Raw genomic sequence first — 23,667 nt, 5'->3', positions numbered from 1 at the left:
GCTTTCGGGGTGGTGGGATTCAGGCCGTCTGAATCGTTTGTTGACGACAATGCGGCTGATTATATAGCGGAAAAACTTATTTTTGCCACAAGGCAGCAAGCCGCAGACAGTACAAGTAGTACGGCAAGGCGCAGCAACGCCGTGGCAGAAATAAAGTTTTTTTGCTATAAGCCGCGCGCAGGGCTTTGCGGCAGAATATTTCAGACGGCCTGCCCGGCTGATTTTATAATATGCTTTTTCCATTTCAAGGGTTGTCATGAACGCCACCGAAATCATCCACATTATCGGCACCGCCGCTTTCGCCCTTTCCGGCTATCTGGTCGGCGTGCGCAAGCGGCTGGATATGCTGGGCGTGATGATTGCGGCCATGCTCACTGCCATCGGCGGCGGCATGATGCGCGATGCCATTGTCGGCCGCATACCGCTGGTGTTCACTCAAAACACCGCATGGGTGGTTATCGGCATCACGTTGCTGCTTGCTTGGGGGTTCAAGCTGCAAAACACCCGCAAACGCGAGCTGGCGGCGGTGTTTTTATGGGCCGACTCGTTGGGTTTGGCGGCGTTCACCATCACCGGCGCGCAGGCAGGCTTGGCGCTGGATGTGAATATTTTCGGCGTGGTGATGCTCGGCTTTATCACGGCGGTGGGCGGCGGCATTGTGCGCGATGTGCTGGTGAACGATATTCCCATGATTTTGCGCAAAGATTTTTACGGCACCGTGTCGGTGATTATCGGCCTTGCGCTCTACGGGTTGGACAAACTGGGCTGGGTAAATCCGTTCACATTGAATCTGCTGCTGTTCGGCGGTTATGTGCTCAGGTTGTGGGCGCACCGTGTGGCTTGGCGGTTGCCGAAGTTTTAATGCAGGCCGTCTGAAACGGTGGCTTTTGAGCGGCCTTATCTTTTATACTTCGCCATCTGTTTGCCAACCATATACTGTTTCAGGCGAAAGGTCTCAGGCCGTCTGAAAACCTTATCTAACCGAAAGATTGCCATGTCAGACATCTTAAACAAAATCCTCGCCACCAAAGCCGCGGAAGTGGCCGCCGCCAAGGCCGCGCTGCCTTTAAGCGAACTCAAACCGCAGGCGTTGGCGGCCGAGCCTGCGCGCGGATTTGCGGAAGCCATCCGTGCCAAACACGCCGCCGGCTTGCCGGCGGTGATTGCCGAAGTGAAAAAGGCCAGCCCGTCCAAGGGTTTAATCCGCGCTGATTTCAACCCCGTTGCCATCGCGCAGGCCTACGAGCGTGCCGGCGCGGCCTGTTTGTCGGTGCTCACCGACGAGCAGTATTTCCAAGGTTCGCCCGAATACCTCAAGCAAGTCAAAGCCGCCGTAAACCTGCCCGTGCTGCGTAAAGATTTTATTATCGACGACTATCAGGTTTATCAGGCCCGCGCCTGGGGTGCCGATGCTGTGCTGCTGATTGCCGCCGCGCTTGAAGCGCACGAATTGGAGCAGTTCGAACGCACCGCGCACGAATTGGGCATGGCGGTGCTGCTGGAGCTGCACGACCCCGCCGAGCTGGAAAAGTGCCGCAACCTCACCACGCCGCTGTGGGGCGTAAACAACCGCAACCTGCGCACGTTTGACGTATCGTTGCAGCAAACGCTCGACCTGCTGCCCGCGCTTGCAGGAAAAACCGTGGTTACCGAAAGCGGCATCCGCAACAAAGAAGACGTAACCTTTATGCAAAACCACGGTGTTCACACCTTCTTAATCGGCGAAACCTTTATGCGCGCCGACGATATCGAAGCGGCGGTGAAAACGCTGTTTTAACAAACAGGCCGTCTGAAACTTAACGCGGATGCGCCGGATATTTCCGAACTATCCGCCTTCCGCCTGAACGGCAAATGCCGGATTATCGGGTCAAGCCCGATAATGACGGAATCCAACATTTCAGACGGCCTCAATGAATTTTGCAAAGGCCGTATAACACAGGTTTTTTCTACCCCGCCGTTTCGGGCAAAGCTTGCGTTTGCCTGTTTTTACGAAAAAACCGCTTTTAATTTAAAGCGGCGCCCACCATTTAGAGGCCGTTAAAACAACCGCATAACACAAGGAAAACACCATGAATGTTCCCGTTTCTTACGCCGCTTCCTATCCGCACACCTGCAACAAAGCCCTTTATGTGGCGATGGCGCTGCTGTTCGGCACGTTCGGCGTGCACAAATTCTGCGCCGGCCGCGTGTGGATGGGGATACTGTATTTTCTGCTCAGCTGGACGTTTATCCCCACCGTTCTCGGCATTATCGAAGGCATCTTCGCCGCCTTCAAACCCACCGACTCGCTGGGCGCCATCGTGGTGTGAACCAAAACGCAGCCGAGGCCGTCTGAAACCTTGTGATTTCAGACGGCCTTTTTACGTTTATACGATAAAACCGCCGTTCCGTATGGCGGCGCACACAAACGCCAAGCGCGCGGTTATAGTGCCGCATCACGCCTTGCCGGTTTTTCTGAAAGTATGGATTATGAAAAAAATCACCACCGCTTTAGCCGCCGCCGGTCTGGTTGCGGCCTTGTCGGGCTGCCAGGCCCTCACTTCCGTGTTTCCCGCCGATAAAACCGCCGCCGCTGCCGACCCCGTGCAGGAAGTGGGCGCCGTAACCGAAGTGTTCGGCGACGGCCAGAAAATCACTGCCGCCGTGGTGAAATACGCGGCCGACATCAGCAACGCTTCGTTGCAGGCCGAAGATTTCGCCGTGGCAGACCGCAAAGTTACCAAAGTGTATGCCAACGATGCCCCCGTTACCGCCGAGCAGCCCAAAAACGGCCGTTATGTGGTGGTGGAGCTTTCCAAAAACGATGAAGACGCCGTTGCCTTCGGCGTGGAAGGGCGCGACATCATCCGCCGCAAACCCGAGCTGAAAGTTACCCAAACCGGCGACATCACCGACACCGGCGGCAACACCATCGCCCCCACCGGCAACGAATGGCAGAGCAAAACGGCCGTCAATTTAGTGGTGGACGACTTCAAACAATCCTCGTTTGCCGACCCGCAAACCGGCGTAACCGTTAACTACAACCTGTTTGTGCCGAAAAATTACAACCCGCAGAAAGCCTACCCGCTGGTGCTGTTTATCCACGATGCGGGCGTAACCGGCAGCGAGGCCAAAACCACCCTCCAGCAGGGATTGGGCGCCGTGGTTTGGGCTTCGCCCGAATCGCAGGCCAAAAACGAAGCATTCGTGTTGGCGCCTCAGTTCAACCATAAAACCGTGAACGACAAATCCGAAGCCACCAACGATGCGGATGCCGTAATCAACCTCATCAAACACCTGCAAACCCAATACAACATCGACCCTGCGCGCCGTTACGCCACCGGCCAGTCGGGCGGCGGCATGATGGAAATGGCGATGAACATCAAACACCCCGATTTCTTCGCCGCTTCCTACATTGTGGCCGCGCAATGGGATGCCGCCAAAGTTGCGCCGTTGGCGAAAAGCAAAATATGGATTGTGGTTTCGGAAGGCGATGAAAAAGCCTATCCCGGCATGAACGCCGTTACCGCAGCCCTCGAAAAACGCGGTGCCAAAGTGGCGCGTAAAACGTGGAGCGGCCTCTCCACACCCGCCGAGTTCGACGCCGAAGCGCGCGCCATGCGCAGCCAAAACGCCAACATCAACTACACCGTTTTGCAGAAAGGCACGGTGGTGCCCGCCGGCCAAACCGACAACAGCGGTGCCAACCACACCAACACTTGGCGTATCGCCTACACCATCGAAGGCATCCGCGACTGGCTGTTCGAGCAGCGCAAACCCTAACTGAACCAAAAATTCAGGCCGTCTGAAACGTTTCAGACGGCCTGAGGCCTTTGCAAAAATACCCTGAATGCCGTCTGAAATGCATAAATTCCGTCATTCCCGCGTAGGCGGGAATCCAGCCTTTAAACCACCAAGTATTTTATTTCAATAGCTTACAAAAAAACGACTGGATTCCCGCCTACGCGGGAATGACGATAATCAGATGTTTCAGACGGCCTAAATGAATTTTGCAAAGGTCTCGGCCTGAATTTTTGTTGCAAACAAGGGTGTTGAGCCGTATGTTTATTTCTTAATATACGGCGGCAGACAGGATGATTTAAGCCGGTTATATACAGGGCTAACGGTATTGCCAGCCTGAAAATGGTAATCTTCCGTGCTGTTTGTTTATAATTAAATAAATTTCAGCAGGCAGGTTTATAAAGAGGCCTTATATTATAGATGGTTTAAAAATCTTTTATTTCCAAAATATTACCTGAATTGTTAATAAGCGTTATTCAAAATTGTAAAGATGTAAATCCTATTGTGGGCTTGTTCGGTTATTACGATAATTCCATCTATTTAAATTTAAACATAAACTCAAAAATTATCACACACAGTAGCAACAGGATTCCGATATGGCCGAAAACAATAAAATTCCAAAAAGCGGCGGTATGCCGTCTGAAAAACACAGCACATCACAAGATTATCCTTTCAACAACCCGCACGGCGAAGCGGAGCATCCCCAAACCGACAATACATTCGAGCAGGAACCGGCTTTGTTTTTGGAAAACCTAGACGCAGCCGGTCAAGAAGATGCCGCCCAAGCGGAAGCGCTGCCGGCGGAAGAGGGCGGTGGAGCGCAAAGTGCCGCAACGGAAAGCGGTGCCGTAGCGCCCGGTGGCAGAAAAGCGAAAAAGAAAGCCAAAAAAGAAGCCAAACGCAAAGAAAAAGCAGCGGAAACAGAGCTAACACCTATTGCCGAATCGGTGGTGCAGATCGGCACTGCCAAAGGCGTGGAAACCATGTTCCGCAACGCCTTCCGTACCGAAATGGAACTGCTGGCGCTGGCGGCCACCAAGGCCAACATCATGATTTCGCTCAACGGCTTTATCGTGTCTGCGCTGATGATTTCGGGTGCGTTTATCTTCTCTACTTCGCCCGAATTTCTCGTGCCGGCGGGCATTTTTATGGCCACCGCCGCTTCTTCCATCGTGTTCGCCTTATTGTCGGCCTCGCCCGAACGCATGGGCAAATTGCGTGCAACGGCCGAATGGCTGAAAGACGTATTTAAACGCAAAGCCTCGGTTAAAGATTTCAAAGCCCGCGTGTTCGAGCCGGAAGCCCACTATATCGACGAAACACCGAACATTCTGATTTATGAAGACCGCGTCAAAATCTCGAAAGAGCGCTATTGGGAAATGATGCAGGACATCATGGCCGACCGCGAGCAGGTGTATAAAAAAATGAGCGACGAGCTTTATTGGCTCGGCCAACTCGCCAACAAACAGTTCAAATATCTGAATATGTCGTATGCCGCCTTCCGTTGGGGGTTGCTGGTTTCGGTGCTGGCCTTTATCGCCATCAAAACCCTGCCCGGCGTGGTGCCTTCCATGCAGGCAAGCAAAGCCGCCGCCGAGTTGAGCAAGGTGGGCATCAATTCTTTCCAAGGGTTGTACGAGCCTTCCGCCGTCCAACAACTGCCCGACGGCCGCCTGCTGGTGGTTGAAGACGAACATTCGCGTGCCGCCAGCATCGTTTCGTTCAAACCCGACGGCTCGCTCGAAGAAAACGAAACGGCCGACACCCGCATCGTTCGCGGCTTCAAACGCAAACTCAGCGATTTGGAGGGCTTGACCATGGATAACGACGGCTACATCTATGCCATCACCTCGCATTCGCGCAACCGCGAAGGCGTGCGCCGCCCCGACCGCGAACACTTTATCCGCTTCAAAATCCGCGGCAACGACGTGGTGGAACTCAGTTCGTTCGACGGTTTGGTGGATATTTTGGAAAATTCCGAGCAGGTGGAACAGCTTATCCGCAATAAAATCGGCACCATGCTCGATTTCAAAACCGTTAATATCGAAGGCTTGGCTTACGACCCGGTGAAAAACCGCCTGTTGCTCGGCTTTCGCGATCCCGAGTTCAGCGACAAATCCATGGTGCTGTATATCGGCAACCCGAAAGAAATGTTTACCGAAGATGCGCAGCCCGACTTCACCGACGTGGCCTTTCTAGACATCAAAGGCGGCGGCATCCGCTCGCTCAACTACGACCCCGTGCAGAAAGCCTTCGTGCTAACCAACGAAGTGAAAGACGAAACCGGCAAGAAATTCCCGCAATTCTGGGTTTGGAACGGCGAACCGAATGCGGCGGCCAAATCCATCGACCTGCCCAATATGAACCTGATGACCAACGTGGAAGCCGTGGATTCGGTGAAAATCAACGGCCAAAACCGCCTGATTTTCATGAGCGACGACGGCGACGCCACCAAAAACATCGGCGGCAAATATATGATTTTCGAATACGAGAAATTTTGAATTGCGCCCGCTTGGAAACAGGCGGGCTGAGACCGTTGCAAAAATATCTTAAGGCCGTCTGAAATGCTTAAATCCCGTCATACTCGGGCTTGACCCGAGTATCTGTTATTTCTTTTGAAACAAAAAGATGCTCGGGTCAAGCCCGAGCATGACGCAAAGGTTTAAGGATATTGAAAGGAATTCTGCAAAGGTTTCAGGTTGGGACCTTTTCAAAAATACTTAAGGCCGTCTGAAAAACTTGCTTTCAGACGGCCTGTGCTTTTCATAGTTAAATCGCTTACTTAGTAACCGTTCCGCCATGCTCGGGCTTGACCCGAGTATGGCGTATTGTTTGTTCTCAGGTTGATTGGCTATACAAAACCTTTCAGCGGCTGCCAACCCAGCCCTGCGCCAATTTATCCGCTTCGGCCAGCCGCTCCGCCGTGCCCACATCCAACCACAAACCGGTGTGGTTTTCGCCGGAAACCAAGCCCGCAGACATGGCTTCGCGCAGCAGAGGAGCGAGTTTGGCGGCTTGGTGCGGCGGCGTGTTGCGGAACAAATCGGGGTGGTAAACCCCCATGCCGCTGAACGTGAGCGCCCGGCCGGCCGCATCCGCCGAGGCCACCGCACCGTTTTCCTGCAAAATGAAATCGCCCTTCGGATTGTGTTCGGGATTGGGCACGAGCCACAAATGGGCCAGTTTGCGCTGCCGGCGCAAGGTTTCCGCCGCTGCAAAGGCCGTCTGAAAATCAATATCGGTTAACACATCGCCGTTTACCACCAAAAACGGCTCGCTGCCCAACAGCGGCAGCGCGGTGGCGATGCCGCCGGCGGTTTCCAAGCCGGTTTCGCCTTCGGGCGAATAGCGGATATTCACGCCGTAAGCCCCGCCCGAGCCTAAGGCCGCTTCGATTTGCGCGCCCAGCCAGGCATGGTTGATCACGATTTCACCGATACCGGCGGCACGCAGGCGGCGCAAATGCCAGCCGATCAGCGGCTCGCCCGCTACTTTCAACAAAGGCTTCGGACAGGTGTCGGTGAGCGGGCGCATACGCTCGCCGCGCCCGGCCGCTAAAATCATGGCTTTCATAAAGGTTTGCAGTCGGTTAAAGAAAAGCGGATTGTATAACAAAAGGGTGATGACTTTGGCAACTTATGTCGGTATTTTAAAGCCCCTGTATCATGTTCGGGCTTGAACCGAGCATCTCATGGTTTTGCAAGAAAAAGAAATAAAGATACTCGGGTCAAGCCCGAGTATGACGGCATTTGGGTATTTGGCGGCCGGGTATTTCAGACGGCTTGAGTAACTTGCAAAGGTTCAACCGTTCGAAAGAGGCCGGATTTACTTCACTTGGAAACGCCCGCGTTTGATTTGCAGGCCGCCTTGCTGCAACTGCGCGGCCAGGCCGTGGTTGCGTAGGGCGTGGGTGAGGGCGACGGCGAGGCCGTCGGCGGCGTCGGCCTGCGGTGTGCCCGACAGGGCCAGCATCTGCACCACCATATGCTGCACCTGCTCTTTGGCGGCCTTGCCTTTGCCGACCACGGCCTGTTTGACTTGCAGGGCGGTGTATTCGAACGTGGGCAGATTGTGCATCACCAGCGCCGCCAGCGCTGCGCCGCGCGCTTGGCCGAGCATCAGCGTGGCGGCGGGGTTGACGTTCACAAACACCTGTTCCACCGCCGCCTGCTGCGGGCGGTAGGCGGCGATGATTTCGTCGATATGCTTCACAATCACGGCGATGCGTTCGGCCAGCGGCGCGTTCGGCGGGGTTTTGATGCAGCCGGACGCCACATAGAAATGCTCGCGACCGCGCACGTCGATCACGCCGAAGCCGGTAACGCGGCTGCCGGGGTCGATACCGAGAATGCGGGTGGGGCGGGTGTTCATGTTTTCAGACGGCCTGCGGTGGGATGGGATTAATAAAGATGCGGATTATAGCAGGGATAAACGGCAGGCCGAGACCTTTGCAAAATTCTTTCCGACACCTTAAAACACTTGCGTCATGCTCGGGCTTGACCCGAGCATCTGTTATTCCTTTTATCTCTTCGAAAAAAATCAAAGATACTCGGGTCAAGCCCGAGTATGACGGCAGTCGGGTATTTCAGATGGCCTACGGCTTTTTTTGAAACAGGTGCGGCGCCTAACTCGAACAGCTCACGCAAATGCCGCCGGCCCATTCCGGCGGCCGTTCGGCGAAGTCGGCAAATTCCCGCCGCGCTTCAAACGGGTTCTGCATGCAACGGTGCAGGCGTTCGATTTCGCGGAAGTCGCCGTTTTTGGCTTGTTCGATGGCCTGTTCGAGTAGGTAGTTTCTCAGCACATACAGCGGGTTGACGGCGTTCATGCGTTCGGCGCGCGTTTCGGGGTTGCTGTTTTCGGCGCGCAGTCTGCCGCGGTAGCGCCCGATCCAGTGGACAAAGGCATCGGCTGGGCCTTGGAACAGGGCGGCCAAATCTTGCGGCAGCGGTTCGCCGTGTGTATTGCCCACGTCGGCCAAGTGCCTGAAAAACAAGGTGAAATCTACTTTGCTGCCTTGCAGGGCGGCAAACATGTCGCCGATGAGTTCGCCGTCGGTTTTTTCTTCGGTTTGCAGGCCGATTTTGGCGCGCATTTTGGCGGTATAGGCCGTCTGAAACGCTTCGGGAAAGCGTTCCAGCTCGTCGATTAACGCGTTTTCCGACACCAGCGGCAGCAGGCACGAGGCGAAGCGGCTCAGGTTCCAATGCGCCACATAGGGCTGTTCGTTGTAGGCGTAGCGCCCGCCGGAATCGGAATGGTTGCAGACATGGCGGCGGTCGTAATGGTCGAGAAAGCCGAACGGGCCGTAATCTATGGTCAGGCCGAGCGCCGACATATTGTCGGTGTTCATCACGCCGTGGCAGAAGCCCACGCTCTGCCAGGCGGCTATCAGGGCGGCGGTGCGCTGCGAAACGGTTTGGAAAAATGCCAGATAAGGGTTGTCGGCTTCGCGGCATTCGGGGAAGTGGCGGTCGATTAAAAAATCGGCCAACACGGGCAGGTTGTGGTGCTGGCCGGTGTGGTAGAGATATTCGAAATGGCCGAAGCGGATAAAGCTCGGCGCGATGCGCGTTACCACGGCGGCAGTTTCGGCTTCTTCGCGGTAAACCGCATCGTTGCTGCCGGTAAGCGCCAGCGCACGCGTGGTGGCGATGCCCAAGCCGTGCATGGCTTCGGAGCAAAGGTATTCGCGTATGCTGGAGCGCAGCACCGCGCGGCCGTCGGCAAAGCGCGAATAAGGCGTTTTGCCCGCGCCCTTGAGCTGCCATTCCCAGCGCTGTCCGCCGCCGGTGCTGTCGCCCAACAAAAGCGCGCGCCCGTCGCCGAGTTGGCGCACATACACGCCGAACTGGTGGCCGCTATATACGGTGGCGATGGGCGCGGGGTCGTAGGCGGGCGCGCTGCCGGCAAGGTAGAGCAGGTTGTCGGGGTTGTCGAATATTTCAGACGGCCTCAGGCCCATTTCCGCCGCCAGCGCGTGGTTTTGCGCCACCCAATAAGGTTGGGCGAGCGGCTCGGGGCGGACACGGCTGTAAAAGGTTTCGGGCAGGCCGCAAACGGCGGGCGTGATTAAGGGGAGTGTGTGCGGCATGGTTTTTCCTTTTTTATCGTTTGAGGCCGTCTGAAAAATATCGTGTGGCGTTTGTGCCGGCTCGGCACTGCGTTTCAGACGGCCTATCCTGAGACCTTTGCAAAACCCCCATCTGCGGCGCATTTCTTCGTTGTGTGCTGCTCGCTCACTTGCCTATCCACTTGATATGTCTGCGCTCGCTGCGCTGCTACGCCTTGAACTGCATCCACACCTGGAGGTTTTGCAAAGGTCTCATTCTATATATAGCCTTTGCATCATTTCCGCAACCCTGCCGCCTGCGGGCCGGAAACAAAGGCTCTGTCTTACCCGATGTGTTATAATCCGCCGCTGTCTTACTCACATTACGGCAGAAAAATATGATGAAAAAACTGTTTACCCTATTGATTTTATTGTTCTCTTCTTTAACCTGGGCGCAGCGCGCCGTGCCGGCCGATATGGACGTGGCCGTGTTGAAGCAGGTGGCTTACCCGCAAATCGTGTTGAGCGACGGCGGCCTTTCCTGGCTGAAAATCCTCACGTTGGGCTGGCTCGACGGCAATGCCGCCGCATTTGACACCACGCCCGATCTACGCATCAAAGACGAACGCAACCGTTTCATCGTGCGCGGAAAACTCACCGGCCACACCGGCAAAGCCGTGGCCGTGCGCCGTAACGAAGCCGGCAGCATCAGCGAAATCTGGGTGCTCACCGATGCCGAAAAGCAGGCTTTCGAGCAGCGCGCCGCCCGCCAATAAACCATTTATCCGTTTGATATGAAAAAAGTATTTATCCGCACCTTCGGCTGTCAGATGAACGAATACGACAGCGAAAAAATGCTTTCCGTGCTCGCGGAAGGCGATGATTTGGTGCAAGTGAGCGAGGCCGAAGAGGCCGACATCATTCTGTTCAACACCTGCTCCGTGCGCGAAAAAGCGCAGGAAAAAGTGTTTTCGGATTTGGGCCGCGTCAAGCCCCTGAAAGCCAAAAACCCCAACCTGATTATCGGCGTGGGCGGCTGTGTGGCCTCGCAGGAAGGCGAAGCCATCGTGAAACGCGCGCCCTATGTGGACGTGGTGTTCGGCCCGCAAACCCTGCACCGCCTGCCGAAAATGATTATGGACAAAGAAACCACCGGCCTCTCGCAGGTGGATATTTCCTTTCCCGAAATCGAAAAATTCGACCACCTGCCGCCCGCACGCGTCGAAGGCAGCTCGGCGTTCGTGTCGATTATGGAAGGCTGTTCCAAATATTGCAGTTTCTGCGTGGTGCCCTACACCCGCGGCGAAGAGTTTTCGCGCCCCTTAAACGACGTGCTCACCGAAATTGCCAACCTCGCCCAGCAAGGCGTGAAAGAAATCAACCTGTTGGGACAGAACGTCAACGCCTATCGCGGCGAAATGGACAACGGCGACATCTGCGACTTCGCCACCCTGTTGCGCATCGTGCACGAAATCCCCGGCATCGAACGTATGCGCTTCACCACCAGCCACCCGCGCGAATTTTCCGATGCCATCATCGAATGCTACCGCGACCTGCCCAAGCTGGTTTCGCACCTGCACCTGCCGATTCAGAGCGGCTCCGACCGCGTGCTCTCGGCAATGAAACGCGGCTACACCGCGCTGGAATACAAATCCATCATCCGCAAACTGCGCGCCATCCGCCCCGATTTGTGTTTGAGTTCCGACTTTATCGTCGGCTTCCCCGGCGAAACCGAGCGCGAATTCGAGCAAACCTTAAAGCTGGTGAAAGACATCGCCTTCGATTTGAGCTTCGTATTCATTTATAGCCCGCGCCCCGGCACACCCGCGGCCAACCTGCCCGACGACACGCCGCACGAAGAAAAAGTGCGCCGTTTGGAAGCCTTGAACGAAGTGATCGAGGCAGAAACCGCCCGCATCAACCAAACCATGCTCGGCACGGTACAGCGCTGCCTGGTGGAAGGCATCTCCAAAAAAGACCCCGACCAGTTGCAGGCGCGCACCGCCAACAACCGCGTGGTAAATTTCACCGGCCCCGCCGATTTGATCAACCAAATGGTCGAGCTGGAAATTACGGAAGCCTACACGTTCTCGCTGCGCGGCGAATTGGTTTAAGAATTGGTTTAAAGCGCTTGAACGACAAAAGGCCGTCTGAAAAGGTTTTCAGACGGCCTGAGTTTTGGCCCAACCTGCGGCATATTGGGTTTTCAACGGCGCTTCGGCAAGTTTGCCCGCCTGCTGTTTGCCGGCATTATAAATGAATCAACTTAATCAAAGTTATACGCATCATTCTCGGGTTTGAGCCGAGTATGACGGAACGGTTATTAAGCTAAGAGGTTTCGCTATATTATGCCTTGTTTGCGGCAGCCGGTTCGGTTTCGGCGGATTCGGATGCCGCAACTGCCGCATTTTCTTGCTCTTCGGTTTCCGCCTGCCCTGCTTCAGACGGTGCGGCGGAATCGTCGGCCAGCGGCGGCGGGGTAATCACGGGCGCATCGCTCACGGGGGTTTGTTCGTCTAAATCAACATCAGCCGGCGCGGTGGCAACGGCATCTACGGTTACGGTGGCAGCGGCTTCGGGGGCATGGTCTGCCGTGGCGGCGGTACCTGAGGCCAAATAGGCCACGGTAACCGAAGCATTGCCGCGTTTGGTGAGCTGCTCCTGCAAGGTTTCTTTGCCCATCAGGGTGTGCGCGCCGCTGCTCAGGTGTTGGATAACTTTCTGATAGCTGCGGTTCAGTTCATCGACGGCGGCGGCGGTTTCTACGAAATGCTCGTCCACTTTGCGGCGGTATTGGCCGAATTCCTGCATCAGCGTTTCGCGCTCTTGTTTGTGCTGGTTGGCTTTCGGGCGCAACACCAGCCACATCAGCAGCAGGCCGGCGGCGAAGCCGATAACGGCGGCTAAAGCGAGTTGTGCTTCCCAGGGTAGCGTATTCATTTTGTTCTCCTTGTGTTCGGCGGCATAATCGGAAAACTGCCGCCCGTATCTTACCAATGAAACGGGTGCGGGAACAATGGCGGGCACACAAACACAGGCCGAGACCTTTGCAAAATTCCTTTCGGCATCTCAAAACCTCTGCGTCATGCTCGGGCTTGACCCGGGCATCTTTTTGTTTCAAAAGAAATAACAGATACCCGGGTCAAGCCCGGGTATGACGAAACATAAATAAATTCAGGATTAAAACGTATTTTGCAAAGGTCTCAGGTGTAGGAAAAGGTCGGGTTGTTTACACAACAGGTTGAGAAAAATAAGCCTGTAAAACCTCAAAAGGGGTGTCGCCTTTCAGGATCTTGTGGGGCTTGACGGTATTATAAAAGTTAACAAAACGACATAACTCTTTTTGCCGGTGTGCCGAATCCTTAAACGGATGCTTGTCATGCCACATTTCCATTAAGGTACGGATAACCCGCTCGGCTTTACCATTGGTTTGCGGCCGGGCAACACGGGTGAATTTTTGGCTTATGTTGTTTTGCACACAGGCAATGCCAAACGGGTGCTCCGCATTGCCACGATATTCGACACCGTTGTCGGAATAGGCGCATTCGATGGTATAGGGACAACAATCTATCACATCGCGCAAAAGAAATTTGGCTGCGCTGGCTGCTGTACGGTCCGGCAATATTGCAGCATACAGCTCGCGGGAAAAATCATCAATGGCAACAAACAGATAATCCCGAGGGTCGGTTGCTTTTTGGTTTTGTAGCAAAGGCAGCCGTTTGGTATCGAAATGAACCATTTCGCCGGGATAGGATTTGTTGTAACGCTTTGCCTGTTTTTTGAGTTTCTCTTCGATTTCCCGCTCAACTTTAGCCAGGCGTTTCATGCCGTATTTGGCTTGTTTAAAGCGGTTGTTGGTGCTTTTTTGCGGGGTGAGTAGCCGCAACCGGGCTGCTTTGAGTATGCGGTAAATCGTTACTCTGCTGACACGGTATTGTTGTGCCAACGAAGTTACACTGATTTTGTCTTGTGTATAAGCGCGCCAAACGGCCCGGCAGTTATGCGGGGTCAGCCGGGTATTTTTATGGATGTTCATGCAGTATTGTCTTTCAAATACTGTAAACAACGCTAGCTTTTCCTACATTTCAGGCCGTCTGAAAATATTTTTCAGACGGCCTGAGATTTTTTAAATTCAAAAAAGTATAGTTAAAATTTTTGCAGCATCATATATTTCAAACCACGATACGGCTTCGCCCAATCAATGCTTGCAGCCGTCTGAAAACTTTTCAGACGGCCTCTTCCTCAGCATTCATCACTTTAAGCAGTTTTTCCACTTTTTCAGGGTCTTCGTTACGCATCAGGCGGGCGGTTTCGTTTTCGAGTTCGAGCGTGTTGCTGTGCAGCACGATGTCTTTTACCGCCAACAGGTTGTTGGGGTTCATCGAAAAACGCCGCAAACCCATGCCCAAAAGCAGGCGGGTGAACTGGGTGTCGCCGGCCATTTCGCCGCACACCGACACGGTTTTGCCCATGCGGTTGGCGGTGCGGATAACGTGCTGTATCAGTTTGAGCACGGCGGGGTGGCCGGGCTGGTAGAGGTAGCTGACGGCATCGTCGCCGCGGTCGACCGACAGGGTGTATTGGATTAAATCGTTGGTGCCGATAGAAATAAAATCAATGTGTTTGAGCAGGCTGGCCACGGTGAGTGCGGCCGACGGGATTTCTATCATGCAGCCTACCGACACTTCGCCGAAAGGTTCGTCGCGCTCGGCGAGCTGCCGCTTGGCGGTTTCCAAATGCACCAGACACTGCTTCAGCTCGGTGATGTCGGTAATCATCGGCCACATCATTTTCACCGGTCCGTGCACGGCGGCGCGCAGGATGGCGCGCATCTGGGTGCGGAACATCACCGGCTCGGCCAGGCACAGGCGGATGCCGGTCAGCCCCAGCGCGGGGTTGAGGCTGCCGTTGGGGGTGGCGTTTTGGCCGAACCAGCGCGGGTTTTTGTCCACGCCCAAATCCACGGTGCGGATGGTGAGGTTTTTGCCTTTGAGCTTTTTCACAAATTGGGCATACACGGCGTATTGCTCGTCTTCAGACGGCATGGTGTCGCGGTTGAGATAGAGAAATTCGCTGCGGAACAAGCCCACGCCGTCGGCGCCCATTTCGTTCAGGCGTTTGATGTCTTCGGCCGACTCGATATTGGCAAGCAGTTCGATATTCACGCCGTCTTCGGTGGTGGCGGCGGTTTTCTTGATTTTGTTCAGCTCGCGGGCGCGGGCACGGTATTCGCGGGCGCGGGTGCGGTATTCGTTGAGTACCAGTTCGTCGGGGTTGATGATCAACACGCCGTTGATGCCGTCCACAATCACCCATTCGTTTTCGCTGATGAGTTTGCGGGCGTTGGAGAGGCCGATAACCGAGGGGATGTTCAGGCTGCGGCCGAGAATGGCGGTGTGGCTGGTGGGGCCGCCGATATCGGTAACGAAGGCGGCGATGCGCTGTTCTTTGAAATACACCGTGTCGGCGGGCGAGATGTCGTTGGCCACCAGCACGGTGTCGTCGAGCAGGTTGCCGTCGAGGTTCAGTTCGTTGCCCTGCCCGGCCAGGTTGTTATGGATGCGCTCGACCACTTGCAGCATATCCTGCTTGCGCTCGCGCAGATAGGCGTCGTCGATTTCGTCGAACTGGGCGGCCAGTTTGTCGGTTTGCAGCTTCAGCGCCCATTCTGCGTTGATGTGCTGCTCTTCGATGATATCGACGGGTTCTCGCGACAGGGTTACGTCGGTTAACAGCATCAGGTGCAACGAAATAAACGCGCCCAGCTCGGTGGGGGCGTTTTCGGGAATTGCGCTGCGCAGTTGTTCGAGTTCGCGGCGCGTGGCTTTAACGGCGGCTTCGTAGCGGGCGGTTTCGCCTGCAATGTCGGATGCTTCCAAATCATATTGCGGCACTTCGTGCATGCCGCGCGTAACCAGATGGGCGCGGCCGATGGCTATGCCTTTGCCTGCGCTCACGCCGTGCAATACGATGCTCATGTTATTCGCCTTCGCCGAAATAGTCGTTAATCAGCGCGGTGAGCGCCTGCATGGCGGCGGCTTCGTCGGCGCCGTCGGTTTCCAGCTCGATAACCGTGCCTTTGGCCGCGGCCAGCATCATCAGCCCCATGATGCTTTTGCCGTTAACGCGCCTGCCGTCGCGGCTGACCCACACTTCGCTTTGGAACTGCGCGGCGGTTTGGGTGAATTTGCTTGATGCGCGTGCGTGCAAGCCGAGTTTGTTGATGATTTCGATGGGTTGTTTCATCATACGGGGCATCCTTCGGGCGGGCTGGTGATGTCGATAATGCCGTTAACGGCGGCTTCTTTAACCAGTTGGGTAAAGGCGGCCAGGTTGTCGGCGGCGGGGGCGTAGTTGGCGGCTTTCACCATCATCGGCGCGTTCAGGCCGGTAAGCATGGCGGTTTTGCCGCTTTCCACCAGTTGGCGGGCGGCGTTACAGGGGGTGGCGCCGAAAATGTCGGTCATAATCAGCACGCCGGCGTCGCAGTCCAAATCTGCCGTCATTTGGCGCGCGCGGGAGATGATGTTGTCGTGGTCTTCGTGGGTGTCCACGCCGAGAATGCGGATATTCCGCGGCGTGTCGCCGAAAAAGAAATGCTGTGCCAAGCTGCGGTAGGCTTCGCCTATGGCTTCGTGGGTGATGATCAATAAGCCTATCATGGTGTGTTCCTCATGAAGATATTTTCAGACGGCCTGTTGTGGTTAACGTTATAGCCAACACGCTATATCATGCTATATATAGATATGGCGGCGGCTTTATTCAAGGCCGAGACCTTTGCAAAACCCCCATCTGCGGCGCATTTCTGCGTTGCAGCGTTGCTCGCCCGCTTGCCTAACTTCATGTTATGTCTGCGCTCGCTGCGCTACTGCGCCTTGAACTGCATCCGCATCTGAGGGTTTTGCAAAGGTCTCGGGCCGTCTGAAACGATGGTTTACTGCCCGCGAAGGGCGTAAACGGCGGCGAGGTTGCGCCATGCGCCGGCGGCATCCATGCCGTAGCCGAACACATAGCGGTTGGGCACGTTGATGCCTATATAGTCGGCGTTAATCGGTTTTTCTTTATCGATTAATTTGTTGGCGAATACGGCGGTGGCGCAGGAGGCGGCGCCCAAATCCAACACCTGCCGTTTGATGGCGGCCATGGTGTGGCCTTCGTCGAGTATGTCGTCGAGCACCAGCACGTGGCGTCTGGCCACGCTTTCCTGCGGGGCGCGCAGCCAGTTGAAATTGCCGCCTTGCAGTTTGTCGCCGTAGCGCGAAACATGAACGTAGTCGAAGTCGAGCGGAAAATGCAGCAGCGGCAGCAGCTGGCCGGTAAACACCACCGCGCCGCCCATCACGGGCAGAATCAGCGGGTATTTGTCGCCCAAATCGGCGGTGATTTCACCGGCCAGACGCAAAAGTTCGCGGCGGCAGGCGTCTTCGCCGAACAGCAGTTCGGCATCGTCGAGCATGGCTTGGGTGTGCAGCCGTTTGGTTTCGATATCCATCATGTTTGAATTTTCTGCAAGATAAAACGCCATTATATAGGCAAGCCGTGCGCGAATCATACGGGTTTCGATCTGGCCGTCTGAAAACCGCTGCGGCTGCTCTGCCGATGCCCGCTATATCCCGTATAATCCGCCCCTGTTTCCACTTTTCAGACGGCCTCACCGTGAACACCGCCCTACACGATCCTTATGCTTTTTTAGAAAACCTGCACAGCGCCGAAACGCAGCGTTTCGCCGCCGAAGCCCATGCCGAAACGCAGGCGCGCTTCACCGCATCGGAAGCGTTCGGGCAAACCGTCGCCGAGATGGTGAAGCAGCTGCAAAACCCGCGCCAAATTGCGTTTTGCCAGGAACACCGCGCGCGTATGTACCATTTCCACCAAGACGACGACTACCCGAAAGGCGTGTATCAGGTGTGCAGCGCGGCCTCTTACCGTTCGGGCTACCCCGAGTGGGAAACGCTGTTTTCGGTGGCCGATTTCGACAACGTGCTGGGCGACGATGTGTATCTCGACGGCGTATCGCACTATGTCGAACAGCCCGAGCGCGTGTTAATCAGTCTCAGCCGCGCGGGCGGCGACGCGGCCTACACGCTCGAATTCGACCTTGCCGCCCAAAAACTGGTGGCAGACGGTTTTCATTTTCCCGCCGGCAAAAACCACATCGCCTGGCGCGACGAAAACAGCGTGTGGGTCTGCCCCGCATGGCACCGACAGCAAACCACCGCAGCGGGCTACCCGCGCGAAGTGTGGCTGGTGGAGCGTGGCCAAACCTTTGAGGAGAGCACGCCCGTTTACCGTATGGATTCAGACGGCATGATGGTCAACGCCTGGCGTTATCTCGACGCACAAGGCGCACCCGTAGATTTAATCGAAGCCGCCCGCGGTTTCTACACCAAAACCTATCTGCAAGTGCTGCCGGGCGGCGAAGCCCTGCCCCTCAACCTGCCCGAAGACTGCGAAATTTCCGGCTATCTCGCCGGCCACCTGCTGCTGCACCTGCACAGCCCGTGGCAGCGCGCCAACCAAAGCTACCCCGCCGGCAGCCTCGTGGCCGTAAAACTCAATAAAGGCGAAACCGGCGCCGCACAGCTGCTGTTCGCCCCCAACGAAACACAGGCGCTCGAAAGCGTGGAAACCACCAAACGCTTCGTCGTCGCCAGCCTGCTTGATAACGTTTCAGGCCGTCTGAAAGCCTGGCGGTTTTCAGACGGCCTCTGGCAAGAAGAAACCCTGCCCAAACTGCCGCAGGGCGCGCTCGAACTGACCGACCAACCGTGGGGCGGTGATGTGCTGTATATCGCCGCCAGCGACTTCACCACCCCGCTGACCCTGTTTGCACTCGACCTCAACGTGATGGAACTCACGGTAGTGCGCCGCCAACCCGTGCAGTTCGACACCGCCGGCATCACCGTACAGCAGCTTTATGCCGAATCCGCCGACGGCGAACGCATCCCCTATTACCACGTCGGCAAAAACCACACGCCCGACACCCCCGCAATCGTTTACGTTTACGGCGGCTTCGCCGTGCCCGAACTGCCGCACTACATGGGCAGCATCGGCAAATACTGGCTCGAACAGGGCAAATCGTTCGTGCTCGCCAACGTGCGCGGCGGCGGCGAATTCGGCCCGCGCTGGCACCGCGCCGCACAAGGCATACACAAACACAAAAGCGTGGACGACCTGCTTGCCGTCGTTCGCAACCTGCACGAGCGCGGCCTCAGCAGCCCCTCTCACACCGCCATACAAGGCGGCAGCAACGGCGGCCTGATCACCGCATCCGCCTTCGTGCGCGAACCGCAGGCAATCGGCGCATTGGTGTGCGAAATGCCGCTCACCGACATGCTGCGCTACCCCTACCTTTCGGCAGGCGCAAGTTGGACCGACGAATACGGCCACCCCGGGCAGCCCGAATTTGCCGCCGCCCTCGCCGAACTCTCCCCCTACCACCGGCTTTCAGACGGCCAAACCTATCCCCCCGCCCTGATTACCACCAGCCTGAGCGACGACCGCGTCCATCCCGCCCACGCGCTCAAGTTTTACGCCAAGCTGCGCAGCAGCAGCCCCCGCACCTGGCTCTACGCCTCCGCAAACGGCGGCCACACCGGCAACACCACCCAAGAAGACTCGGTTACCGAATTCGCCTGTATCCTGCAATTTCTCAACGAAAGCCTCGGCACAGCCCCGGGCGCACCAAGGCCGTCTGAAAATGCCGTTCTGCAACAACACCCGCAAACACCCCGGAAACACCGGAAAACCGCCCCCGCAAACGGCCAAACAGCAGAATAAAACATCTAACAAATTGAAAATAAAATAAAATAAAAAGCCTATTGTGATTCAAAATAAGCCTATGCTAATATGCCGCCTAACCCCGCGCGATTTAGGCGGCGCGCCCGCCCCGCATTTTTCGATAGAAAACTCTAAAAGGATTCGGTACAATCCGACCGAGTTTATTTTTTAAAACCCGCCTTTCCCGATAAGGCATTTAAGGACCGACCGATATGTCAAACATTGAACAACAAGTTAAAAAAATTGTTGCCGAACAACTGGGCGTTAACGAAGCCGAAGTGAAAAACGAATCTTCCTTCCAAGACGACCTGGGCGCGGATTCTCTCGACACCGTTGAGCTGGTAATGGCTTTGGAAGAAGCTTTCGGCTGCGAAATCCCCGACGAAGAAGCCGAAAAAATCACCACCGTGCAACTGGCTATCGACTATATCCAATCACACTCCGCCTAAGCGCGCAGTGCCTTAAACCATACCGAATCAGCCTCTGCTGCGGGTCTGCCTGCCGACAGAGGCTTTTTGGCTTGCACACCCTTCACAACAAAACCTTTCAGACGGCCTGCCCGCCGCAGACGCAGGCCGCATAAACCGAAAACAGCGAGAACATTATGAGTCAGCGAAGAGTCGTTATCACAGGTTTGGGTCAGGTATCGCCCGTGGGCAACGATACCGCCACCGCTTGGAACAACCTTTTGGCCGGTAAAAGCGGCATTGTCAACATTACCCGCTTCGACGCCTCCGACATCAACAGCCAAATCGCAGGCGAAGTGAAAGATTTCGACATCGGCGCCTACATCAGCCCCAAAGAAGCCCGCCGCATGGACGCATTCATCCACTACGGCATCGCCGCCTCCCTGCAAGCCATCGCCGACGCCGGGTTGGACGAAACCGAAAATCTCGATAAAGACCGCGTGGGCGTCAACATCGGCTCCGGCATCGGCGGCTTGCCCAGCATCGAAGCCACCGGCACCGTGGTACAGGAAAGCGGCGCACGCAAAATCAACCCGTTTTTCATTCCCGGCTCGCTGATTAATCTGATTGCCGGCCACGTAACCATACTCAAAGGCTACCGCGGCCCCAGCTACGGCATGGTTTCCGCCTGCACCACAGGCGCGCACTCCATCGGCGACTCCGCCCGCCTGATTAAATACGGCGACGCCGACGTGATGATTGCCGGCGGTGCCGAAGGCGCCATCTGCACCTTGGGTGTCGGCGGATTTGCCGCCATGAAGGCGCTCTCCACCCGCAACGACGACCCCGCTACCGCCTCCCGCCCGTGGGACAAAGGCCGCGACGGCTTCGTTATCGGCGAAGGCGCCGGCATTTTGGTGCTGGAAGAATTGGAACACGCCAAAAAACGCGGCGCCAAAATCTATGCCGAAATCGTAGGCTTCGGCATGAGTTCCGATGCCTACCACATCACCGCGCCCAACGTCGAAGGCCCCGCCATCGCCGTTACCCGCGCCCTCAAAGACGCCGGCCTTAACCCCGGCGATGTGGATTACATCAACGCACACGGCACTTCCACCCCGTTGGGCGACGCCAACGAAACCAATGCCCTGAAACTGGCGTTGGGCGACCATGCCTACAAAGTCGTGGTCAACTCCACCAAATCGATGACCGGCCACCTGCTCGGTGCCGCCGGCGGCGTGGAAGCCGTGTACAGCGTATTGGCCGTGCACCACCAAAAATCACCGCCCACCATCAACATCTTCGAGCAAGACATCGAATCCGGCTGCGACTTGGACTACTGCGCCAACGAAGCCCGCGATGTGAAAATCGACGTGGCGATTTCCAACTCGTTCGGCTTCGGCGGCACCAACGGCACTTTGGTGTTTAAGAAATTCGAAGGTTGATTTCTCAATCCAAACAGGTTGAAGCGTAATAAAGGCCGTCTGAAACATTTCAGACGGCCTAAACAACTTGCAAAGGTCTCCTGTTATCAAACACCCGCCTTATTTCAACACCACTTTCATCCAGCGGCTAACCCATTGTTTCTGCTTTTCCGCCATTTGCTTGGCGCCCGGCGCATCGTGCTTGGGCGGGGTTTGGGCAAACTCGAACACTTTCGGCAGCGGCGTGCCTTTCACCGCCGGATAAACCCACATTTCGGTCGGCAGGGCTTGCTGCACGTCGGCGCTTTGCAGGTAAGACACCAGCTTCATCGCCAACGCAGGCTGTTTCGCACCTTTGAGCACCGCCGCGCCTTCCACTTGGCGGAATACGCCGCCTTTGAGGAACAGGTTGCCGGTGGGCGGTTCGCTATATTTGCCTTTGCCGTAATGCACTTCGGCGGCAGGGCTGGTGGCGTAGCTCACAATCAGCGGGCGCGAGCCGCCGTTTTGGGTGAAGTCGGTGTTGTAGGCGTCGCTCCAGCTTTTCGCCACTTTCACGCCGTTACGGCGCATTTCGCCCCACCATTTAAAAGCGGCCTCTTCGCCCAATCCGCCGATGTTGGCCATTAAGAACGACAAGCCGGGGCTGGACGTGCCTGGGTTGGGCGTAACCAGCAGGTTTTTATAGGCGGGCTTGGCCAAATCTTGCAGCGACTGCGGCAGCGGCAGCTTGTTTTGCTCGAACCATTTTTTATCGTAGTTCAGCACCACATAACCGTAATCCACCGCCAGCGCGCCGGGCAGCGAAGCGTTTACCGGAGCCGAAGCGGGCTGTTTGTCGGCCAATATACCGTTTTGCACGGCTTTGGCGATGTTGGCGTTGTCCAGCCCGTACACCGCGTCGGCAATCGGTTTGGCGCGGCTCAAAATCAGCTTGTTGAGCATTTCGTTGCCGCTGCCCGCCTTGATAACGGACACTTTGGCATTGTTTTCCTGCTCGAATTTGGCGATGGTTTCTTTAGGCAGGCTGAACGAGCCGTGCACCGCCAGCCGCACTTCGGTTTGCGCGAAAGCCTGTGCGCCCAAAAACCAAATACCCAAAGCCGTTAAGATTTGCCGTTGTCTGTTCATTCTGCAATATCCGTATAATGTGGTATGTGCCTGTAAAATATTTTAAATACCATGAATTGTCAAACCGTTTGGTTGTTCGATCTCGACAACACCCTGCATCAAGCCGATGCGGGCATTTTTACCTTAATTAACCGCCACATGACCGCCTACCTCGCCGAGCGGCTGAACCTCGGCGAAAAAGCCGCCTCCGATTTGCGGCAGGATTATTGGCACCGCTACGGCGCCACGCTGGCGGGGCTGCGGCTGCACCACCCCGAAGTGTGTGTAAACGAATTTTTACAACGCAGCCATCCGCTGCCGGAAATCCTGCCCGCGCTGGTGCCGGTGGCAGGTGTGGCAGAAACTTTAGGCCGTCTGAACGGTCGAAAAGCAATATTCTCCAACGCGCCTTCGTTTTATGTGCGCGCGCTGGCCGAAGCCATGGCCATCGCGCCCTATTTCGACGCCTTGTTCGGCACCGACGATTTCGGTTTGCTCTACAAACCCCATCCGCAGTCTTATTTAACCGTCTGCGGCAAACTCGGTGCCGATCCCAAGCATTGCATTATGGTGGACGACAGCGCCGACAACCTTCAAGCTGCCAAAAACCTGGGCATGAAAACCGTTTGGTTCGGTGCCGACGCCTACCCTCTGCCTTTTGTAGACTGCGCCGCCCCCGATATGGCCGCGCTGCGGCAATGGGCAGCGGCGGCAACGGTGAATCCTGCCACTATGAATGAGGCAACAATTTGATTAGAATAGCATCCGTCTTACCCGCCCGATGCTTTTAAAAATTTTAAGGATAAATCATGCGCTATATTGCTCTTTTGGCCGCCCTCGCCGCACTGGCGGGCTGCTCTTGGGAAACCTACCAAAACGCCGAAGGCCGCACCGCGCTGCGCCAAAAATACGAACCCGGCACCCCCGTGGTGTATCAGGACGGCACTTATTCGCGCAATATGCGCTACAACCAGTTCCGCCCCGAGCAGCGTGCCGTTATTTCGGGCAACGGCGGGCAAGATGTGCGCGGCACCCACTGGCAGAAACCCGGCAGGGGGCAGCCCGAAGCCGAGCCGGTGAACGGCGTAACACCCGATATGGCGCAATAACCGCC

The 23,667-nt window shown here is 56.1% G+C and carries 22 protein-coding genes and 1 pseudogene; 12 read left to right on the top strand and 11 right to left on the bottom strand.

The window, feature by feature from the left end:
* On the bottom strand, nt 1–282 hold a 282-nt coding region (locus NQ012_RS11640; RefSeq protein WP_257067745.1), incomplete at its 3' end, for a hypothetical protein.
* Between NQ012_RS11640 and NQ012_RS11635 the strand changes: the two genes are divergently transcribed.
* The 5 genes from NQ012_RS11635 to NQ012_RS11615 all read left to right on the top strand — a co-directional run bounded on the left by NQ012_RS11635 (nt 257) and on the right by NQ012_RS11615 (nt 6,281).
* Nucleotides 257–862: a trimeric intracellular cation channel family protein gene (locus NQ012_RS11635; RefSeq protein WP_257067744.1), complete on the top strand. Its 606-nt coding sequence runs from the start codon at nt 257–259 to the stop codon at nt 860–862. The two genes, NQ012_RS11640 and NQ012_RS11635, sit on opposite strands and share 26 nt — an antisense overlap.
* A 132-nt stretch (nt 863–994) precedes the next feature.
* Nucleotides 995–1,777 (top strand): indole-3-glycerol phosphate synthase TrpC, encoded by a 783-nt coding sequence (gene trpC / locus NQ012_RS11630; protein WP_257067743.1) that lies wholly within the window; start codon nt 995–997, stop codon nt 1,775–1,777.
* 292 nt (nt 1,778–2,069) lie between these two features.
* Nucleotides 2,070–2,309: a TM2 domain-containing protein gene (locus tag NQ012_RS11625; protein ID WP_257067742.1), complete on the top strand. Its 240-nt coding sequence runs from the start codon at nt 2,070–2,072 to the stop codon at nt 2,307–2,309.
* 160 nt (nt 2,310–2,469) lie between these two features.
* Nucleotides 2,470–3,762 (top strand): prolyl oligopeptidase family serine peptidase, encoded by a 1,293-nt coding sequence (locus NQ012_RS11620; protein ID WP_257067741.1) that lies wholly within the window; start codon nt 2,470–2,472, stop codon nt 3,760–3,762.
* A 614-nt stretch (nt 3,763–4,376) separates the two neighbouring features.
* The gene (locus tag NQ012_RS11615; RefSeq protein ID WP_257067740.1) at nt 4,377–6,281 is read left to right on the top strand and encodes a Pycsar system effector family protein; all 1,905 of its coding nucleotides are present in this window, start codon (nt 4,377–4,379) and stop codon (nt 6,279–6,281) included.
* Nucleotides 6,282–6,645: 364 nt separating this feature from the next.
* Here NQ012_RS11615 and murU read toward each other — a convergent pair whose 3' ends face one another.
* From murU to NQ012_RS11600, 3 genes are all read right to left on the bottom strand, one after another.
* The gene (gene murU, locus NQ012_RS11610; RefSeq protein WP_257067739.1) at nt 6,646–7,353 is read right to left on the bottom strand and encodes an N-acetylmuramate alpha-1-phosphate uridylyltransferase MurU; all 708 of its coding nucleotides are present in this window, start codon (nt 7,351–7,353) and stop codon (nt 6,646–6,648) included.
* A gap of 252 nt (nt 7,354–7,605) precedes the next feature.
* Nucleotides 7,606–8,151 carry a crossover junction endodeoxyribonuclease RuvC gene (gene ruvC, locus NQ012_RS11605; RefSeq protein WP_085366482.1) on the bottom strand — a complete coding sequence of 182 codons (546 nt, stop codon included), beginning with the start codon at nt 8,149–8,151 and terminating at the stop codon, nt 7,606–7,608.
* A gap of 253 nt (nt 8,152–8,404) precedes the next feature.
* A complete protein-coding gene (locus tag NQ012_RS11600) occupies nt 8,405–9,874 on the bottom strand; it encodes a protein adenylyltransferase SelO (protein WP_257067738.1) in 1,470 nt (489 codons plus the stop codon).
* Nucleotides 9,875–10,230: 356 nt separating this feature from the next.
* Between NQ012_RS11600 and NQ012_RS11595 the strand changes: the two genes are divergently transcribed.
* Nucleotides 10,231–10,608, top strand: coding sequence for a hypothetical protein (locus NQ012_RS11595; RefSeq protein WP_257067737.1), 378 nt, complete (start codon nt 10,231–10,233; stop codon nt 10,606–10,608).
* 18 nt (nt 10,609–10,626) lie between these two features.
* Nucleotides 10,627–11,946, top strand: coding sequence for a tRNA (N6-isopentenyl adenosine(37)-C2)-methylthiotransferase MiaB (gene miaB, locus NQ012_RS11590; RefSeq protein WP_257067736.1), 1,320 nt, complete (start codon nt 10,627–10,629; stop codon nt 11,944–11,946).
* 232 nt (nt 11,947–12,178) lie between these two features.
* Here miaB and NQ012_RS11585 read toward each other — a convergent pair whose 3' ends face one another.
* The 6 genes from NQ012_RS11585 to NQ012_RS11555 all read right to left on the bottom strand — a co-directional run bounded on the left by NQ012_RS11585 (nt 12,179) and on the right by NQ012_RS11555 (nt 17,327).
* A complete protein-coding gene (locus NQ012_RS11585; protein WP_257067735.1) occupies nt 12,179–12,772 on the bottom strand; it encodes a YhcB family protein in 594 nt (197 codons plus the stop codon).
* A gap of 289 nt (nt 12,773–13,061) precedes the next feature.
* Entirely contained in the window at nt 13,062–13,868 is an 807-nt protein-coding gene (locus NQ012_RS11580; protein WP_257067734.1) for an integrase core domain-containing protein, read from the bottom strand.
* 190 nt (nt 13,869–14,058) lie between these two features.
* Nucleotides 14,059–15,810, bottom strand: coding sequence for a phosphoenolpyruvate--protein phosphotransferase (gene ptsP / locus NQ012_RS11575; protein ID WP_257067733.1), 1,752 nt, complete (start codon nt 15,808–15,810; stop codon nt 14,059–14,061).
* Between the two features lies 1 nt (nt 15,811).
* Nucleotides 15,812–16,081: an HPr family phosphocarrier protein gene (locus tag NQ012_RS11570; RefSeq protein ID WP_085366489.1), complete on the bottom strand. Its 270-nt coding sequence runs from the start codon at nt 16,079–16,081 to the stop codon at nt 15,812–15,814.
* Complete coding sequence (locus NQ012_RS11565) at nt 16,078–16,494, bottom strand: PTS sugar transporter subunit IIA (RefSeq protein WP_257067732.1); 417 nt, start codon at nt 16,492–16,494, stop codon at nt 16,078–16,080. Before NQ012_RS11565 ends, NQ012_RS11570 begins: the two co-directional genes overlap by 4 nt.
* 272 nt (nt 16,495–16,766) lie before the next feature.
* Nucleotides 16,767–17,327 (bottom strand): hypoxanthine-guanine phosphoribosyltransferase, encoded by a 561-nt coding sequence (locus NQ012_RS11555; RefSeq protein ID WP_257067730.1) that lies wholly within the window; start codon nt 17,325–17,327, stop codon nt 16,767–16,769.
* Nucleotides 17,328–17,431: 104 nt separating this feature from the next.
* Between NQ012_RS11555 and NQ012_RS11550 the strand changes: the two are divergent.
* The 3 genes and pseudogenes from NQ012_RS11550 to fabF all read left to right on the top strand — a co-directional run.
* Nucleotides 17,432–19,501 (top strand): annotated as a pseudogene (locus NQ012_RS11550) (prolyl oligopeptidase family serine peptidase); the annotation flags it as partial.
* A gap of 323 nt (nt 19,502–19,824) precedes the next feature.
* Nucleotides 19,825–20,061: an acyl carrier protein gene (gene acpP / locus NQ012_RS11545; protein ID WP_054599558.1), complete on the top strand. Its 237-nt coding sequence runs from the start codon at nt 19,825–19,827 to the stop codon at nt 20,059–20,061.
* Nucleotides 20,062–20,216: 155 nt separating this feature from the next.
* Nucleotides 20,217–21,464, top strand: a complete 1,248-nt coding sequence (gene fabF / locus NQ012_RS11540; RefSeq protein WP_257067729.1) for a beta-ketoacyl-ACP synthase II — start codon at nt 20,217–20,219, stop codon at nt 21,462–21,464.
* Nucleotides 21,465–21,563: 99 nt separating this feature from the next.
* On the opposite strand, the gene NQ012_RS11535 is transcribed toward fabF, so the two are convergent.
* Entirely contained in the window at nt 21,564–22,574 is a 1,011-nt protein-coding gene (locus NQ012_RS11535; protein ID WP_257067728.1) for a thiamine ABC transporter substrate-binding protein, read from the bottom strand.
* A 51-nt stretch (nt 22,575–22,625) separates the two neighbouring features.
* On the opposite strand from NQ012_RS11535, the gene NQ012_RS11530 reads away from it, so the two are divergent.
* Nucleotides 22,626–23,306: a pyrimidine 5'-nucleotidase gene (locus NQ012_RS11530; protein ID WP_257067727.1), complete on the top strand. Its 681-nt coding sequence runs from the start codon at nt 22,626–22,628 to the stop codon at nt 23,304–23,306.
* 56 nt (nt 23,307–23,362) lie between these two features.
* A complete protein-coding gene (locus NQ012_RS11525) occupies nt 23,363–23,662 on the top strand; it encodes a spore cortex protein (protein ID WP_257067726.1) in 300 nt (99 codons plus the stop codon).
* The last annotated feature ends 5 nt before the right edge of the window (nt 23,663–23,667 follow it).

Origin of the sequence: Neisseria dentiae, assembly GCF_024580525.1 — a bacterium.
Lineage (GTDB): Bacteria > Pseudomonadota > Gammaproteobacteria > Burkholderiales > Neisseriaceae > Neisseria > Neisseria dentiae_A.
The sequence above is the reverse complement of the archived record's forward strand: the minus strand, read 5'-3'. Positions and strand labels throughout refer to the sequence as shown.